The 16,019-nt window shown below is 48.9% G+C and carries 15 protein-coding genes; all 15 read left to right on the top strand.

Features of this window, described 5'->3' with window-relative positions:
• The first annotated feature begins 279 nt into the window (after window positions 1–279).
• The 15 genes from ACZ5KY_RS05120 (at window position 280) to ACZ5KY_RS05050 (ending at window position 16,007) form a co-directional block, all read left to right on the top strand.
• Entirely contained in the window at window positions 280–2,490 is a 2,211-nt protein-coding gene (locus tag ACZ5KY_RS05120) for a methyl-accepting chemotaxis protein (RefSeq protein WP_464242827.1), read from the top strand.
• 148 nt (window positions 2,491–2,638) lie between these two features.
• Window positions 2,639–2,875, top strand: a complete 237-nt coding sequence (locus ACZ5KY_RS05115) for a hypothetical protein (RefSeq protein WP_464242826.1) — start codon at window positions 2,639–2,641, stop codon at window positions 2,873–2,875.
• Window positions 2,876–2,954: 79 nt separating this feature from the next.
• Complete coding sequence (locus ACZ5KY_RS05110) at window positions 2,955–4,043, top strand: type IV toxin-antitoxin system AbiEi family antitoxin (protein ID WP_464242825.1); 1,089 nt, start codon at window positions 2,955–2,957, stop codon at window positions 4,041–4,043.
• A gap of 12 nt (window positions 4,044–4,055) precedes the next feature.
• Entirely contained in the window at window positions 4,056–4,517 is a 462-nt protein-coding gene (locus ACZ5KY_RS05105; protein ID WP_464242824.1) for a phosphatidylglycerophosphatase A family protein, read from the top strand.
• Window positions 4,518–4,537: 20 nt separating this feature from the next.
• Complete coding sequence (locus ACZ5KY_RS05100; protein ID WP_464242823.1) at window positions 4,538–5,755, top strand: CinA family nicotinamide mononucleotide deamidase-related protein; 1,218 nt, start codon at window positions 4,538–4,540, stop codon at window positions 5,753–5,755.
• A gap of 158 nt (window positions 5,756–5,913) precedes the next feature.
• Window positions 5,914–6,936, top strand: a complete 1,023-nt coding sequence (recA, locus tag ACZ5KY_RS05095) for a recombinase RecA (RefSeq protein ID WP_464242822.1) — start codon at window positions 5,914–5,916, stop codon at window positions 6,934–6,936.
• A 6-nt stretch (window positions 6,937–6,942) separates the two neighbouring features.
• Window positions 6,943–8,076, top strand: a complete 1,134-nt coding sequence (locus ACZ5KY_RS05090) for a type IV pilus twitching motility protein PilT (RefSeq protein WP_464242821.1) — start codon at window positions 6,943–6,945, stop codon at window positions 8,074–8,076.
• A gap of 2 nt (window positions 8,077–8,078) precedes the next feature.
• Entirely contained in the window at window positions 8,079–8,552 is a 474-nt protein-coding gene (locus ACZ5KY_RS05085; protein ID WP_464242820.1) for a regulatory protein RecX, read from the top strand.
• Window positions 8,546–11,188 (top strand): alanine--tRNA ligase, encoded by a 2,643-nt coding sequence (gene alaS, locus ACZ5KY_RS05080; protein ID WP_464242819.1) that lies wholly within the window; start codon window positions 8,546–8,548, stop codon window positions 11,186–11,188. Before ACZ5KY_RS05085 ends, alaS begins: the two co-directional genes overlap by 7 nt.
• A gap of 38 nt (window positions 11,189–11,226) precedes the next feature.
• Window positions 11,227–11,595 (top strand): cupin domain-containing protein, encoded by a 369-nt coding sequence (locus tag ACZ5KY_RS05075; protein ID WP_464242818.1) that lies wholly within the window; start codon window positions 11,227–11,229, stop codon window positions 11,593–11,595.
• 174 nt (window positions 11,596–11,769) lie between these two features.
• Window positions 11,770–12,324 (top strand): ATP-dependent protease subunit HslV, encoded by a 555-nt coding sequence (gene hslV / locus ACZ5KY_RS05070; protein WP_464242817.1) that lies wholly within the window; start codon window positions 11,770–11,772, stop codon window positions 12,322–12,324.
• Entirely contained in the window at window positions 12,321–13,661 is a 1,341-nt protein-coding gene (gene hslU, locus ACZ5KY_RS05065) for an ATP-dependent protease ATPase subunit HslU (RefSeq protein ID WP_464242816.1), read from the top strand. Before hslV ends, hslU begins: the two co-directional genes overlap by 4 nt.
• A gap of 53 nt (window positions 13,662–13,714) precedes the next feature.
• A complete protein-coding gene (gene argB / locus ACZ5KY_RS05060; protein WP_464242815.1) occupies window positions 13,715–14,605 on the top strand; it encodes an acetylglutamate kinase in 891 nt (296 codons plus the stop codon).
• Entirely contained in the window at window positions 14,602–15,816 is a 1,215-nt protein-coding gene (locus tag ACZ5KY_RS05055) for an acetylornithine transaminase (RefSeq protein WP_464242814.1), read from the top strand. The genes argB and ACZ5KY_RS05055 overlap by 4 nt, the downstream gene beginning before the upstream one ends.
• A 35-nt stretch (window positions 15,817–15,851) precedes the next feature.
• On the top strand, window positions 15,852–16,007 hold the full coding sequence (locus tag ACZ5KY_RS05050; RefSeq protein WP_464242813.1) for a hypothetical protein: 156 nt from the start codon (window positions 15,852–15,854) through the stop codon (window positions 16,005–16,007).
• The last annotated feature ends 12 nt before the right edge of the window (window positions 16,008–16,019 follow it).

The raw sequence follows: 16,019 nt of genomic DNA, 5'->3' as shown, positions 1-16,019 counted from the left end.
GCGAGAATGGGTCACCAAGAATATACTTCCCTCTATATTGATCTCCTGCCCTACCTTCTGAGGCAAACTAGGAAAGCCTAACCTTTCCGCCAATCTCAATTATTCCGGCCACCTAAACCAGTTCTTTCGTATCATCCATCAAAAATAGAAAAACACACATTGACAGCTGATTAATAAAAAATTACTATCATTAATGTTTATCGGACAATTAAATCTTGTCTCATAGTTTAACTTAACTTAAAAACTGCAACACATTGAAATTCATTAAAAGGAAGCCAGATGTTTAAACGACTCAAAATTGCGACAAAAATTCTTTTACTTGCAGGATCGATCTTATTCTTGCTACTGGCCACACTCTTTTGTGGCGTCAACGGCCTAACTCATTCAGTGCGTAATGGTGAAGAGATGGCGGCAGGGAACGGTCTACGAGGGGAATTATTGGCTCGGGAGATTGATCACCTCAATTGGGCCAAGAATGTTTCGGTGTTCTTAACCGACGATAGCAACCAAGAACTATCCGCTCAGCTCGACCACACGCAATGTGCTTTGGGGCAATGGTTATACGGTGAAGGACGCAAACACGCCGAACAGCTGCTACCTCAACTTAGTGGCGATCTCGCTGCAATTGAGACGCCTCACCGCTTACTTCATGAATCGGCTCAAAACATCAAACGGGTCTTTAGAAATGCTGACCCTGAACTGCCACAATTCCTAACAGAAAAAGCACTCGACCACCTTGCGTGGGTAAATGCTATCCAAAGCGCAATCATCTCGAACGACACACAATTAACAATAGAATTCAACCACCAGCTATGTGGCTTTGGCCAGTTCCTTTACAGTGAACAAAGTCAAACTGCGGAACAAAACAACCCTGAGTTAGCCAGCATATTTTCTGAAATTAAATCACCGCACGAATCACTTCATCAACATGGAAAATTAATTTCTCAATTACTGGCGACAGGAAAGCAAGCCGAGGCTCGCAGCTACTTTACTACCAACATCATCCCAACGCTTAAAAAAACAACATCATTACTACAGCAAGCAGAACAGATCGCCAGCGAAGCGTTACAAGGTCAGAAGCAAGCCAACACTATTTTTTCAACACAGACACATCAGCACCTCCACGACGTGCAAATGCTGATGCACCACATGGAAAAGACTGCTTCAGAGCATATTATGTCGGACACTCAAATGATTGCCGAGGCGACAACAACACGGACCGAGATGGGCATCATCGGCGGGTTAGCTGTTGCACTGGCCCTCATTCTCTCTTACTTCATCTCATCAAGCATCACAAAACCACTCAAACGCGCCTTTACCGTCGTCGGCCAATATGGCAAAGGGGACACCAGCGATCAAGACCTGCCCATGGGTAAAAAAGTCAACTGCTCAGCTATTTTCAACTGCGGCGAAACCAACTGCCCAAGTTACGGCAAAGAAGATACTTGCTGGGTTGAAGCGGGAACATTTGGACCGACTCCCGTCTGCAAGTATTTAACCAACGGCACCCATAAAGATTGCCGTGACTGCAAAGCATTTCAAGCCAAAGATGAGATCACTGAACTCGGATCTGTGCTCGTCGGAATGGCAAAAAGCCTCCAATGCCGTAGTGAGCTGGCGGAAGCGATCGCTCAAGGTGATTTAACTCAGGATGTTGCCATCACCTCAGAAAAGGACCAACTCGGTCACGCCCTCAAAAAGATGCTCGATGGCTTGCGAGAAATGGTTGGCAGCATCCAAATATCTGGCGAACAGATCGCCGCAGGCTCTCATGAAGTTTCTGACGCGAGCCAGGCATTGTCTCAAGGGGCAACAGAGTCTGCCGCATCTCTTGAGGAGGTCACAGCATCCATGAACGAGATGGCAGGACGCGTTAGCTCAAGCGCCGACCATGCAACATCGGCCAATCAACTTTCCAGTGAATCGCAGCAGGCCGCCGAAAAAGGGGATCAACAGATGGGTGCGATGGTCTCAGCAATGGACGAGATCAACAATGCCAGCCAAAACATCTCTAAGATCATCAAAGTAATTGATGAGATTGCCTTCCAAACCAACTTACTCGCCCTCAATGCGGCCGTTGAAGCAGCTCGTGCTGGACAACACGGCAAAGGGTTTGCAGTGGTCGCGGAGGAGGTTCGCAACCTTGCAGCCCGCAGTGCAAAAGCAGCCGAGGAAACAGCGGAACTCATTGAAGGTTCTGTTGCCCTCAGTGATCGCGGCACTCAAATGGCTCAACAGACAGCTAAGGCTCTTAAAGATATTATGAGTGGAACAACTCAGGTTTCTGACTTGCTTGAAGAGATCGCCATAGCATCTAACGAACAGGCACAAGGTATTAATCAAGTGACAATCGGCCTCTCACAAATCGATACAGTCACCCAACAAAACACCGCCACAGCCGAAGAGAGTGCTGCTGCTGCAGAAGAGTTATCAAGTCAAGCGGCGCAAATGCAGCACATGTTGAAGCGATTTACCCTAAAGCAGAGGTAGCCTCAGCGCAACAGCGATCACTACGACCAGAACACGATCGTTACATTATAATTAGCTGAAACTACGAGTGCTCTTATTCACCCGATTTATCGTCCGCGGCACAATCCCGTTGATACTGTTTATGTGTGTCGTTTTGGCAGGATTTTCTGTGGCACATCTGTGCCACAGAAAGTTTCATCTTTTCGATCCGCAGCGGGATCAATACGTGATTAACGCCATCGGTAAAAGCCTCAACCTCAGCGTTATTGCCGAGGTGATTGAAACCTTAGATCAAACCAATTTCTTGACGCAAAAGGGCTGGGATGAGGGACAAGGCTCTCTCTACAGCCGCCATGTTTCGGCAAACAAGATTGAAGCAATGCTAAAAAACAACAGAACGAGTTAACCATTAGCCACCCTATACAAACCAGCTAAAACACGGTAGAATACCCGTTTGAATCATCCTATTCTGCCCTGAGGTGGCCATGGCACAACCAACAACCGCTGAAAAAAATATTATCCAAGCTATCATCGCCGTAGTGAAAGAGCGCCCCGGTCTTGATGCTGAATATATTATGAGCGACCCCAATTATGAGGCAGAACTATCGCCTATTTTTAGTGGCTCCTTACGCATCTTTGGCGAGTGGGGTAGCGTAGCACTACCGATATTTCTCGCTTGGCGCATCACGCCACAACAGGCGAAGTTGCTTATCTTTCAGCTTCAAGCATTCAAAGATCAACACCCGCTTCTATTGGCTGACTACGTACCTGAAAGCCTAGCAACTCAACTTCGCCAGCACCAACTCGACTACTTGGACACCATCGGCAATGGCGCCGTTTACGCATCGCCGTTGTTCTATGAGGTCAGTGGTAAACGGAAAAAAGCGCCTAAACTACTGACAAATCGTAGTCTGCAAGCTTCTGGTTCCAAGATCCTTTATCAACTGCTCAAAGATCATCAACTTTGCAATCAGCCTTATCGCACTATTTCTCAACGTGCCAATGTAGCGCTAGGTGCTGTTGGCCCAGTCATCAAAGAATTACAGACTAAAAAACTCCTGATCAACGACACACAAAAACAACGCCACGTCAGTCACCGCACGGCGCTACGCAACCTATGGGAAACCGCCTATCTCGGCCATTTGAGACCAAAGCTTGAATTTGAGCGCTGTGCCCTGAGTGCCCCATGGACACTGGACAACCTCCCATCACTGATCAAACAACAACACCTTGAAGACCAAGTGATTATCGGCGGCGAGCTCGCGGCTTCATTTTTTTGCGAAAACATTCGCCCCGAAACCGCAACACTGCACCTTGAAAAGGCAGCGGCGCTAAAGCTCATGCTACGCTTACGTCTTACCCCCTGTGACGATGGTCCAATAACTATTATTCACCAATTTGCCCACAACAATGCCTTTGATCAACGCTCCCCAGAAGGTCTACAACTCGCCGATCCACGTCTGGTGCGTTGCGAACTGCTCTATGGTGAACAGGCGGAGTCCGTCGCCATTGCTGGGGCCATCGAACAACTGTATCTGTTTACTGAAGAACACGAAATTGACAGCTCCGTTTAACAAAGGACTTCCATGAATAAAATCATTCTCTTTTTTGCAACCAATGCAGGCCTTGGTTATGCCCCTGTGGCCTCAGGCACCTTTGGCACACTCATGGGAATCCCTCTTTTCTATCTCATGGCTCCATTGTGCCCTGAACTTTTCGCTCTGACATGGTTAGCGATATTACTCCTGTCATTCTGGAGCGCTAGCGGCGCTGGTAAAATTTTCAAAGTGACCGACGACGGCCGCATTGTCATTGATGAGCTGATTGGCTATCTCACCACCATCGCCTTCTTACCCTTCAATTGGCCGATAGCCATTGTCGGATTTCTCCTGTTCCGATTTTTTGACATTGTCAAAATCTGGCCCGCATCATGGTTTGATACCAAGGTTAAAAATTGCGTTGGCGTGGTGATGGATGATGTCGTTGCTGGCGTTTATGCCGCAGTGTGCTTACGCTTGCTGATAAAATTTGCACCACAACTCTTTTAACCGTAACAATGAGGCCAGCAATGAAACTTGCAATTGTGACCATTGGCGATGAACTTCTCAATGGCGATGTCATTGACACCAACACCGCCGACATTGCTCAGGCGCTGCGCCGTAGGGGCTATGAGGTTGATCAAGCCTTAACCCTAAAAGACACTCCACAGCAGATAGCCGCCACCTTGCAACATCTCAACAAAAACAAGACCATTGCCATCGTCTGTGGTGGACTCGGCCCGACCCGTGACGACGTAACCGCGCGCGCTGCGGCCCAAGCCTATCACCTAACTTTAGCTCTCAATGATACCGCCCTCGGACAAATCAAAGAATTTTTCCAGCGTTCGGGTCGCACAATTCCTGCAGGCAATGAAAAACAAGCCCTTATTCCTCACAAAGCAAAAGTGCTAGAGAATCGTTGTGGCACGGCTCCTGGCTTTATCATTAGCCACAACAACTGCCCTGCTTTTTTTATGCCTGGGGTTCCCCATGAAATGCGCGAAATGCTCCACCGTCATGTGATTCCAACCCTTCAACACCTATTCAAACCATCTCTATATTGCGCGGAGCGAGTCCTTAAAGTATTTGGCCTGCCTGAAAGCAGCATTGAACGTGAACTGCCTGCTAACATTTTCCCCGCTGAGGTCTCGCTATCATTTCGCCTTGAGTTCCCATTGGTACTGGTGAAGTTAAACTCTAAGGGCCACGACGAAACACTTCTTGACCAAGCGGAGCAACTGGTTCGGCAAAAACTCGGCCAACATGTCGTCGCTCAAGGTGATGAGAGCTTGGCTGAAGTTGTCGCAAAAAAACTCATCGGTGCAGAAAAGAATCTCGCCCTTGCTGAGTCGTGTACCGGTGGACTGATTGCAAAACTACTCACCGATTGCGCCGGCAGCTCGGCTTTTTTTGAACGTGGTGCTGTGACCTACGCCAATTCAGCCAAACATGACATGTTGGGAGTCTCTGATCAATTATTGCTCGATAAAGGCGCGGTAAGCGCAGAATGTGCCCGAGCAATGGCGAACGGCATTCGTCAGCGCGCAAAAACAGACCTTGCCCTCGCGGTAACTGGCATTGCTGGTCCAGGCGGTGGTACCGTTGAAAAGCCCTGTGGTACCGTTTTTATTGCTCTAGCAAACCACCAAGAAACAGAGGTTCGAGAGTGCCATTTTAGTGGCGACCGCACACAGGTCCGAATTAAAACAGCCTACACCGCCCTCGACTGGTTACTTCGGAGTTTATAAGCACCACTGAATGTAAGAAAGTATTGAATTAATCACACTTTTCATGCTATCGATTAACGTTTAAGAAAAACAATAAAATACCTCACCAGTTTACAATAATGAAACAACGCTTAACCTGGCGAGTTCACCCATTATTTCTCATAGGAGAACGCATAACCATGGCGACAGACAACCGAAAACAAGCGCTTGACTTGGCAATGGGTCAAATCGAAAAACAGTTTGGCAAGGGCAGTATCATGCGCTTGGGTGAAGACAATATCATGCGCGATATCTCCACCATTCCAACTGGCTCTCTTGGTTTAGATGTCGCCCTCGGCATAGGTGGCGTTCCCCGTGGACGAATTGTTGAAATCTACGGCCCTGAATCATCAGGTAAAACAACGCTGGCCCTGCACATTATCGCTGAAGCGCAAAAAACAGGCGGCATTGCTGCGTTTGTCGATGCCGAGCATGCTCTTGATATGACCTATGGCCGTAAACTCGGTGTTAACGCTGATGATCTCCTCGTCTCGCAACCTGACACCGGTGAACAAGCTCTTGAGATTGTTGAAGTTCTTGTCCGCAGTGGCGCGATTGACGTACTCGTCGTCGACTCCGTTGCTGCTCTGGTTCCCCGCGCTGAGATCGAAGGCGAAATGGGCGATTCACACATGGGCCTTCAAGCCCGCCTAATGTCACAAGCGTTACGCAAGCTCACGGGAACCATTAGCAAATCGAACTGCTGCGTTATTTTCATCAACCAAATTCGGATGAAAATTGGCGTGATGTTTGGTAACCCTGAAACCACTACTGGCGGTAACGCGCTGAAATTTTACGCATCGGTACGGATGGATATTCGTAAAATCGCGACCCTTAAGCAGGGCCAAGATGTGATCGGCAACCGTACCCGCGTTAAAGTGGTTAAAAACAAAACCGCTCCCCCTTTTAAAGAAGCGGAATTTGACATCATGTTTGGTGAGGGGATCTCAAAAGTGGGTGAACTGGTTGACCTTGGTGTCGCTAACGATATTGTCACCAAAGCTGGTGCATGGTTTTCTTGCGGCGATGAGCGGATCGGTCAAGGACGTGAGAATTCAAAACAGTACCTTAAAGAGCATCCTGAACTGGCTAATAGTATTGAAGAACAAGTTCTCGAACTTTACGGTCTCTCTGATATTGATGAACCTGAAACTCAGGAGTAATCGAATATGGAACTAAATGACATCCTCGCTATGGCGATCAAAGCGAACGCATCGGATATACACCTCAAAGTGGGACTACCACCGGTATATCGAATTGACGGCTCACTGCGCCCTCTACCCAAAGCACCACGCTTAACTCCCGAAGAGATTCGCAAAATAGCCTATGCGATGATGAATGAGCAGCAACGTGAACGCTTTGAGCGCTCCAACGAACTGGACCTCGCTTATGGGGTTGCCGGGATGGGCCGTTTTCGTGTCAATATGTTTACCCAACGTGGCTCAATCTCGATGATTCTGCGGACCATACCTTTTAATGTGCAGACACTTGAAGAGTTAAGGATGCCCGCTGTCATCAAAAAGCTCACCCTAGAGCAGCGCGGCTTAATTCTCGTTACCGGAACCACAGGTTCGGGTAAGTCGACCACTTTAGCGAGTATGATTGACAGTATTAATGCCAACCGTACTGCTCACGTGATCACCATTGAGGACCCTATTGAGTTTTTGCATCGTGACAAAAAAAGTATCATCAACCAGCGTGAAGTGGGTGTCGATACCGAGACTTTTGCTGGTGCCTTAAAATCCGCCTTACGCCAAGACCCTGATGTCATTCTTGTCGGTGAGATGAGAGATTTTGAAACGATTGAAACCGCTTTAACGGCAGCCGAAACGGGTCACTTGGTTCTTTCAACCCTACACACCATTGATGCTCAAGAGAGTATCAACCGGATTGTCGGCGCCTTTCCACCGTTCCAGCAACGACAAATTCGCTTGCAATTGGCATCGATCCTCAAAGGGGTTGTGTCACAGCGGCTTGTCCCCTGTGCCGATGGCAAAGGGCGAGTTCCGGCAGTTGAAGTGATGGTTTCCACCGCTCGAATTCGTGAGTTGATTGACGATAAAGAGAAAACAAAAATGCTGCGTGACACCATTCAGCAAGGCTACGATACGTACGGTATGCAGACCTTTGACCAATCGTTAATGGGCTTACTTAAAGATGGCCTCATCACTTTTGATGAAGCGCTTCGCCAAAGTTCGAATCCTGATGATTTCAGGCTCAAGGTTTCGGGTATATCGTCCTCTTCCGACCTCAGCTGGGAACAGTTCGGCACCAATACTGAGCAGGAAGATGAAAACAACTAATCGTGTCGACACCTCCGAAGGCATACCCTCTTGCCCTGCGCTGGTTGACACTGCGCTCTCGTAGCGAAGCAGACCTGCGCCAACGGTTACAGCAAAAAGGCTGCGATCACGATGAGATAGAACACGCCTTGCAGCGCTGCTGTGAGCTTGGCTATATCGACGATCAACGTTACGCCATTGAGCGCGCAGGACAACTGATGCGCCGCGGTCGCGCCGTTGGTGTTCGACTGAAACATGAATTAAAAAAAGAGGGGATCAACGAACATCAGGCACTGCAAGCCATTGAGCTGTGCTGCCATGATCTCGACGAGGGGCAGATTCTTGCTGACCTCGTGCAACGGCGCTATGCGAACACCGACTTCACGCATCTCGACCAACGTGAACAGCGCCGAATCGTCAATTACTTACAACGCCGAGGGTTTCCCCTCGGCCTGATTTTGGATCATCTTAAAGAGAAAAAGGACACCCCATGCTAAGCGCTAACGACATTCGTGCCCGTTTTATCCAGTATTTTGAAAAACAAGGCCATCAGGCCGTTTCATCATCATCTTTGGTGCCACACAACGACCCCACCCTGCTTTTCACCAATGCGGGTATGAATCAATTCAAGGACCTTTTCCTTGGTGCTGAAACCCGCGACTATGTTCGCGCCACCTCATCACAAAAATGTGTTCGCGCTGGCGGTAAGCACAATGATCTAGAAAATGTTGGTCGTACTGCACGTCATCACACCTTTTTTGAGATGCTCGGCAATTTCTCCTTCGGTGACTATTTTAAAACCGACGCCATCCGTTTTGGCTGGGATTTCCTCACCAAAGAGATGGGACTGCCCATCGAACACTTGTGGGTTTCAGTCTTTGAAGATGATGACGAGGCATTCAACATCTGGCGCGATGAGATGGGTGTTCGTGAAGAACGCATTTTACGCTTGGGTGAAAAAGACAACTTCTGGGCGATGGGCGACACTGGACCATGCGGCCCCTGTAGTGAAATCCATATCGATCAAGGGGAAGAGATGACCTGCGGTCCTGATTGCGCTCTGGGTGTTTGCGATTGCGACCGCTATTTAGAGCTATGGAATCTGGTCTTTATGCAGTATGAGCGCGATGCTAGCGGTACCCTGACTCCTCTACCAAAACCATCTATCGATACCGGTATGGGACTTGAGCGCATCACTGCTGTCGTCCAAGGGGTAAAGAGTAACTATGATACCGACCTCTTTCGCGCCATTATTGGCAACATTGAGAAATTGGCTGGAAAAACATACGGTGACAACGAAGAGAACGATGTCTCGATGCGTGTCATGGCCGACCACAGTCGTGCTACCGCATTTTTGATCTCTGACGGCATCCTACCCAGCAATGAGGGCCGCGGTTATGTCCTGCGTCGGATCATGCGGCGGGCGGCTCGTCATGCCAAGATGATCGGTTTCGGCGAACCAGTACTATTCAAAACCTGCCGTTTCGTTATGGAACTGATGATGGATGCCTACCCTGAGTTGGAAGAGCGGCTTGACTATGTGGCTAAAGTGGTTAAAAACGAGGAGGATCGCTTCATCCAAACCCTCGACAACGGCCTACGGATTCTCAATGAGGAGATCGCTAGCCTCAAACAACAAGGGCAAAACATCATCCCCGGTGAAACAGTTTTCCGCCTGTATGACACCTTTGGCTTCCCAATTGACCTCACAGCAGACATCGTTGAGGGGGAAAAATTTACCCTCGATGAAGCAGGATTCCATGTTTGCATGGAGAAACAACGCAGCAATGCCCGCGCTAACTGGAAAGGTTCTGGCGAAGAGGGCATTGGCGCTATCTACAAGCAGCTCACCGAGCAAGGGATAAGCAGTGAATTTACCGGTTACGACAAGCTTGATGACTTTGGTACGGTTTTGGCGATCATTAAAGATGGTGCCAAGGTTGATAGTGCGACAGTAGGCGACTGCGTTGAAGTGATCACCAGCACCACACCATTTTATGGTGAGTCGGGCGGTCAAAGTGGTGACAGCGGTATCCTTGCAACGGATTCTGTTCAGGCTAGCGTCAGCAACACCCTGAAGCCATTGCCACAGTTACTGGTTCACACCACTACCATCACCCAGGGAACGCTCAACTGTGGTGACGCAGCAGAACTTCATGTCGATGCCCAAAGGCGACAAGCCTGTGCCATCAACCACAGTGCAACCCACGTATTGCAAGCAGTTTTATGTGACGTTCTCGGTGAGCACGTTGAACAGGCTGGTTCACAGGTTAGCCCTGAGCGGTTACGGTTCGATTTCATCCACTTTACAGCTATGACTGCCGATGAAGTTACTCACGTTGAAAATGAGGTCAACCGTCGCATTCGGGAAAACGCTCAGGTCAAAACTGAGGTGATGGACACCGATGCCGCCGTTGAAGCAGGTGCGACAGCGCTATTTGGTGAAAAATATGGCGATAACGTCCGCGTTGTCCGTATGGGTGAATTCAGCATGGAACTCTGCGGTGGCACCCACGCTGAAGCGACAGGCAACATTGGCTTGTTTAAAATCATTCAAGAGGCAGGAATTGCCGCGGGTGTTCGCCGTATTGAGGCCACCACAGGTGCCCAAGCGATCACAGCCGTGCAAGATCAAGAGCAAATGATCGGCAACCTCGCCGCACTGGTCAAGAGTGATCCAAGCCAACTTGAAACACGATTGAAAAAGTTGATGGAGCAACAAAAAGAGATGGAACGCGAAATCTCTACCCTGCAAGACCGTCTCGGTGCCGATCGTGCCAGCAGCTTAATTGAACAAGTGCAAACCGTTGGTGACATCAAACTGTTAGCCGTTCGTATCGACAACCTCGACGGCAAACAAGTGCGTGAGCAAGCCGATAAACTTCGTGATCAACTACAATCAGGCATTGTGGTGCTCGGCAGTGTCAGCGAAGGCAAAGTGGCGCTGCTGGTTGCGGTGACCAAAGATTTAACCAAACAAGTCAAGGCAGGCGATCTCATCAAACCACTCGCAGAAATCGTCGGTGGTAAAGGTGGGGGCCGTCCTGACATGGCGCAGGCAGGCGGTTCAAAGCCTGAGCAACTGGATGCCGCTATTGCAGCCGCCACAGACGTACTCAGCGCGGCATTATAGCCTTGAGCCACACATGGTCACATTAAACAGGAGAGATCATGAACGAACAACAAGCAACTGCTGCGATCATTCGTACCGCTGAGCAGCCAGAGTATCTCCACCCAGATCATACGTTGTTCTTTTTACGCGATGTGATCACGGCAGAGGTGAACCCTACGCTATCGCTTCACCGAGGTCGAATCGAACCCGATGGTGAAATAGTAAGTAAGCTTATTGAACGTACTGAAACCATTTACATACTCTCTGGCGATGCCTTATGTAAACTCGTTGGCAAAGAGTCGCGTCTTGGAGCGGGCAGCTGCATTGTGGTTCCGGCCCAAACCCACCTCAGTCTTAAAAACTGTGGTGAGCAACCCATCGAACTATTAATTGCCATGACACCACCACAACCGCAATCACATACGTGATCTACCATAACCAACTGAATCATGAATATACAGTCCCGTCGATTAGGCGAGGCTGTTTTTCTTTTTGCCTCTGCTCGATGCAGGTGGTATAAAAATAGTTTACTCTTGAGAATAAGTGCTCAATATCCAACCACATACTGAGTTTGCAGCTCTGGCTCAGGTAAGGATGATTAGATGTTTAAAGGTACTACGATTGTTTGCGTTCGCTGCCAAGATCAAGTCACGTTAGCAGGTGATGGTCAGGTGACCCTCGGTCACACGGTCATGAAACATGGCGCGTGTAAAATCCGCCGCATGCACAATGACCAGATCATTGCTGGTTTTGCTGGCAGTACCGCCGATGCGTTCACACTTTTTGAAAAATTTGAGGCGAAACTGCAAGAGTTTCGCGGCCAATTAGCGCGCGCGGCAGTGGCTTTAGCGAAAGACTGGCGCAGTGATCGCGTATTGCGTCGCCTTGAAGCACTGCTCATTGTGGCCGATGAAGATCAAACATTGGTGATCTCCGGTGCTGGCGATGTCATTGAAACAGATGACGGTGTTGCCGCGATTGGCTCAGGTGGTTCCTATGCTCAAGCTGCAGCACGGGCGCTGGTTCGCAACACCGATATCGCTTCGGATAAAATTGCCGAGCAATCGTTAAAAATTGCCGCTGAGATCTGCATCTACACCAATGATCACATCAGCATGGAAACTCTATCAAAATCAACAACAGGAACACCATCATGAACAACTTTACTCCACGTGAAATCGTTTCGGAGCTAGATCGTTATATCATCGGCCAAAACGGCGCTAAACGTGCTGTCGCTGTCGCCCTGCGCAACCGCTGGCGTCGCCAACAGGTTCCAGCTGAATTGCGCGATGAGATTTCACCTAAAAATATCATTATGATCGGCGCAACAGGTGTCGGTAAAACCGAAATCGCTCGGCGGTTAGCCAAGCTTGCTCAAGCTCCATTTATAAAGGTTGAAGCCAGCAAATTTACCGAAGTTGGCTACGTTGGCCGCGATGTTGAAAGTATGGTGCGTGATCTTGTTGAACTCGCCATCATCATGGTGCGCGAAGAGGAAGCAAAAAAAGTACGCATTAAAGCCGAAGAGCAAGCGGAAGAGAAACTTCTCGATCTGCTACTCCCCGGTGAGCGCGACACCCTCAACGACGATGATGATGCTGTCACACCAAGTAGCAGTTCTACGCGCGACAAACTGCGCCGCCTGCTACGCATGGGTGAACTCGATGAGCGCTTCGTTGAACTTGAAACCGAAGAGATCAACATCCCTGCCATGGAGGTCCTCACCCCTCCCGGTGCCGAGGATATGGGGATCAACATCAAAGAGATGTTTGGCAACATGTTCCCGAAGAAAAGTAAGCGCCGCCGGATCGCTGTCAGTGAGGCACGCCAAATCATTATTGATCAGGAAGCCGAAAAGTTGGTCGACATGGACAACGTGCAACAACTGGCGCGTGACCTAACAGAGCAGTGTGGCATTATCTTTATTGATGAGATCGATAAGGTCGCCAGTCGTGGTGGTGGCCAAGGACCAGAAGTATCACGCGAAGGGGTTCAACGTGACATTCTGCCGATTGTTGAAGGCAGCACGGTCAACACTAAGTATGGCTCGGTAAAAACCGACCATATCCTCTTTATCGCCGCGGGCGCCTTTCATGTTGCCAAGCCGTCAGACTTGATCCCCGAGCTTCAGGGTCGTTTTCCGATTCGTGTTGAACTCGACAGCCTTGGCGAAGAGGAGTTTGTCCGTATTTTAACGGAGCCGAGAAATGCGCTGGTCAACCAATATCAAGCGTTGATGAGAACCGAAAAGATCGAGCTACATTTCAGCGATGAGGCCATTGCCGAAATTGCCCGCACCGCAGCACAGGTCAACGAACAAACCGAAAATATCGGCGCACGACGACTGCACACCATTATGGAGAAACTGCTTGAGCAGATCTCGTTTGATGCACCCGAGCTCAACGAAAAGAGCATCAACATTGATGCCGATCAAGTGCGTAGCAGCCTTGCAGAGATTGTTGCCGACGAAGATCTTTCACGCTTTATTTTGTAAATTTGGCCACCAACCTTCACCCGTAACGCAAGGTGTGACAAAGGATCAAACAGATGCAAAAACTGATCGACAAAGCCAATATACTCATTGAAGCACTGCCATATATCCAGCGCTTTACCAATAAAACCATTGTCATCAAATATGGCGGTAATGCCATGGTTGATGAGCGCCTTAAAGAGAGTTTTGCCAACGATATTATTTTGCTCAAGTTGATCGGCATCAACCCTGTGATTGTTCACGGCGGCGGCCCACAAATTGGCAAAGTATTGGAAGAGATGGGCCGCAAAACCAATTTTATTCAGGGAATGCGTGTCACCGATTCTGAAACCATGAACGTTGTCGAAATGGTTCTAGGTGGTAAAGTCAATAAAGAGATTGTTGGTAATATCAATCACTTTGGTGGTAAAGCGGTAGGACTTTCAGGCAAAGATGGCAACCTCATCTTCGCTAAGAAGATGGAGATGAAACGGATCAACCCTGACACTCTGACACCTGAGATCATTGACGTCGGCATGGTTGGTGAGGTGGTTAAGATCAATCCTGCCGTACTGACAGCACTCGAAGAGAGCAGTTTTGTTCCTGTTATCGCTCCCGTTGGCGTTGGCGTCAATGGCGAGACATTTAACATCAACGCCGATCTCGTTGCTGGTCGTGTTGCTGGAGCCCTCAATGCCGAAAAGCTCATCTTACTGACGGATATTGAAGGGGTCAAAGATAAGCAAGGACAACTGATTTCAACCATAGACATTGACGAAGTGGCGGGATTAATTAACGATGAAACCATCAGTGGCGGTATGATCCCAAAAATAAATTGTTGCGTGGATGCCGTCAACGAAGGGGTTAAAAAAGCGCATATAATCGATGGTAGAATGGAACACGCCTGCCTATTAGAGATCTTCACTGATCTCGGAATTGGCACAGCTGTAGCGAGGTTTAAATCATGAGCACAACATCTGAACAATGGATCGAACGCGGAGATAAGCACATCGCGACCACCTATGGCCGTTATCCACTCGTTGCCGTAAAGGGCGAAGGCTGCTGGTTATGGGATGCTGAAGGGAAAAAATACCTCGATTTTCTCGCTGGTGTCGCCGTCAACAATCTCGGTCATTGCCATCCTAATGTGGTTAAGGCGTTACAGCAACAAGCTGAAACTCTGATCCATTGTTCCAACTATTACCATATCCCTAGCCAGATCGAACTAGCTGAGATCCTCTGCGACAACTCCTTTGGTGATCGGGTTTTCTTTTGCAACTCTGGAGCCGAAGCCAACGAAGCGGCGATGAAGTTAGTACGCAAACACAGTGCTGACACTCATGGTAAAGATCGTTTTGAAGTGATTACGGCTCTGGCCTCGTTCCATGGCCGCACCATCGGCACCATTAGCGCAACCGGGCAAGATGCGGTACGCAAAGGGTTCACCCCCGTGGTTCCAGGATTTAAATACGTCCCATTTGGCGATATCAATGCCATGGAGAACGCAGTCAGTGAAAAAACCTGCGCTGTAATGCTCGAACCTGTTCAAGGTGAGGGCGGTGTCAATGTTGCCCCTGCGGGTTACCTAAAGGCGGTTCGCGAATTATGCGACAAACACAACCTGCTGCTGGTGTTTGATGAAGTTCAGGTTGGCTGTGGCCGTACAGGTAAGTTGTTTGCTTACCAGCATGATGAAGGTGTTGCGCCCGACATTATGACTCTGGCAAAAGCGCTAGCGGGTGGTCCCCCGATTGGTGCAATGGTCGCCACGGAAAAGGTTGCAGCAACCTTTGTTCCCGGCACTCATGGCTCAACATTTGGTGGCAACCCACTGATGGCAACCGCTGCGGTAGCAGCGATGAAAACTCTCATTGGTGATGGTGTTCTGGACAACTGTGTTGCTATGGGAGCATATTTACGTGACAAACTTGAACAACTCAGCCAACGGTACTCGTTTGCAGGTGATGTTCGTGGGCGCGGCTTGATCCTCGGCATGAAACTCGATATCCCCGGTGCTGACATTGTCAAAGAGGCGATGTCCAAAGGGTTGCTAATCAACTGCACCGCTGGCAGTGTGTTACGCTTTGTACCACCGCTCATTGTCAGTCGCGAAGAGATCGACACAGCAATGGAGATTCTCGACGAGGTTCTCAGTGCTATTAACGTTGAAAACGGGTAAACTCAAAATCAAATATTAATTTTCAGGAGATGATAATGAAGCAACCAAAAGAGGTGATCATCCTTATCACTGTCATTATTGTTATCATGATTATTGCGATCGCCTGGACAATGACCCATAACAGTCGTGGCAAGTACCATGCACCCTATAAGTATTACGAGGGTGATCGCCCCAACTATAATCCAAGATAAGTAGGCCATCAG

The sequence above is a fragment of the Desulfuromonas svalbardensis genome (assembly GCF_055389415.1).
The sequence above is the reverse complement of the archived record's forward strand: the minus strand, read 5'-3'. Positions and strand labels throughout refer to the sequence as shown.

Excerpts from the sequence above, each read along its gene's own strand:
- ACZ5KY_RS05120 (WP_464242827.1), top strand. The coding sequence starts at position 280 with ATGTTTAAACGACTCAAAATTGCGACAAAAATTCTTTTACTTGCAGGA.
- ACZ5KY_RS05110 (WP_464242825.1), top strand. The coding sequence starts at position 2,955 with ATGGCACAACCAACAACCGCTGAAAAAAATATTATCCAAGCTATCATC.
- ACZ5KY_RS05105 (WP_464242824.1), top strand. The coding sequence starts at position 4,056 with ATGAATAAAATCATTCTCTTTTTTGCAACCAATGCAGGCCTTGGTTAT.
- ACZ5KY_RS05100 (WP_464242823.1), top strand. The coding sequence starts at position 4,538 with ATGAAACTTGCAATTGTGACCATTGGCGATGAACTTCTCAATGGCGAT.
- recA (WP_464242822.1), top strand. The coding sequence starts at position 5,914 with ATGGCGACAGACAACCGAAAACAAGCGCTTGACTTGGCAATGGGTCAA.
- ACZ5KY_RS05090 (WP_464242821.1), top strand. The coding sequence starts at position 6,943 with ATGGAACTAAATGACATCCTCGCTATGGCGATCAAAGCGAACGCATCG.
- alaS (WP_464242819.1), top strand. The coding sequence starts at position 8,546 with ATGCTAAGCGCTAACGACATTCGTGCCCGTTTTATCCAGTATTTTGAA.
- ACZ5KY_RS05075 (WP_464242818.1), top strand. The coding sequence starts at position 11,227 with ATGAACGAACAACAAGCAACTGCTGCGATCATTCGTACCGCTGAGCAG.
- hslV (WP_464242817.1), top strand. The coding sequence starts at position 11,770 with ATGTTTAAAGGTACTACGATTGTTTGCGTTCGCTGCCAAGATCAAGTC.
- hslU (WP_464242816.1), top strand. The coding sequence starts at position 12,321 with ATGAACAACTTTACTCCACGTGAAATCGTTTCGGAGCTAGATCGTTAT.
- argB (WP_464242815.1), top strand. The coding sequence starts at position 13,715 with ATGCAAAAACTGATCGACAAAGCCAATATACTCATTGAAGCACTGCCA.
- ACZ5KY_RS05055 (WP_464242814.1), top strand. The coding sequence starts at position 14,602 with ATGAGCACAACATCTGAACAATGGATCGAACGCGGAGATAAGCACATC.
- ACZ5KY_RS05050 (WP_464242813.1), top strand. The coding sequence starts at position 15,852 with ATGAAGCAACCAAAAGAGGTGATCATCCTTATCACTGTCATTATTGTT.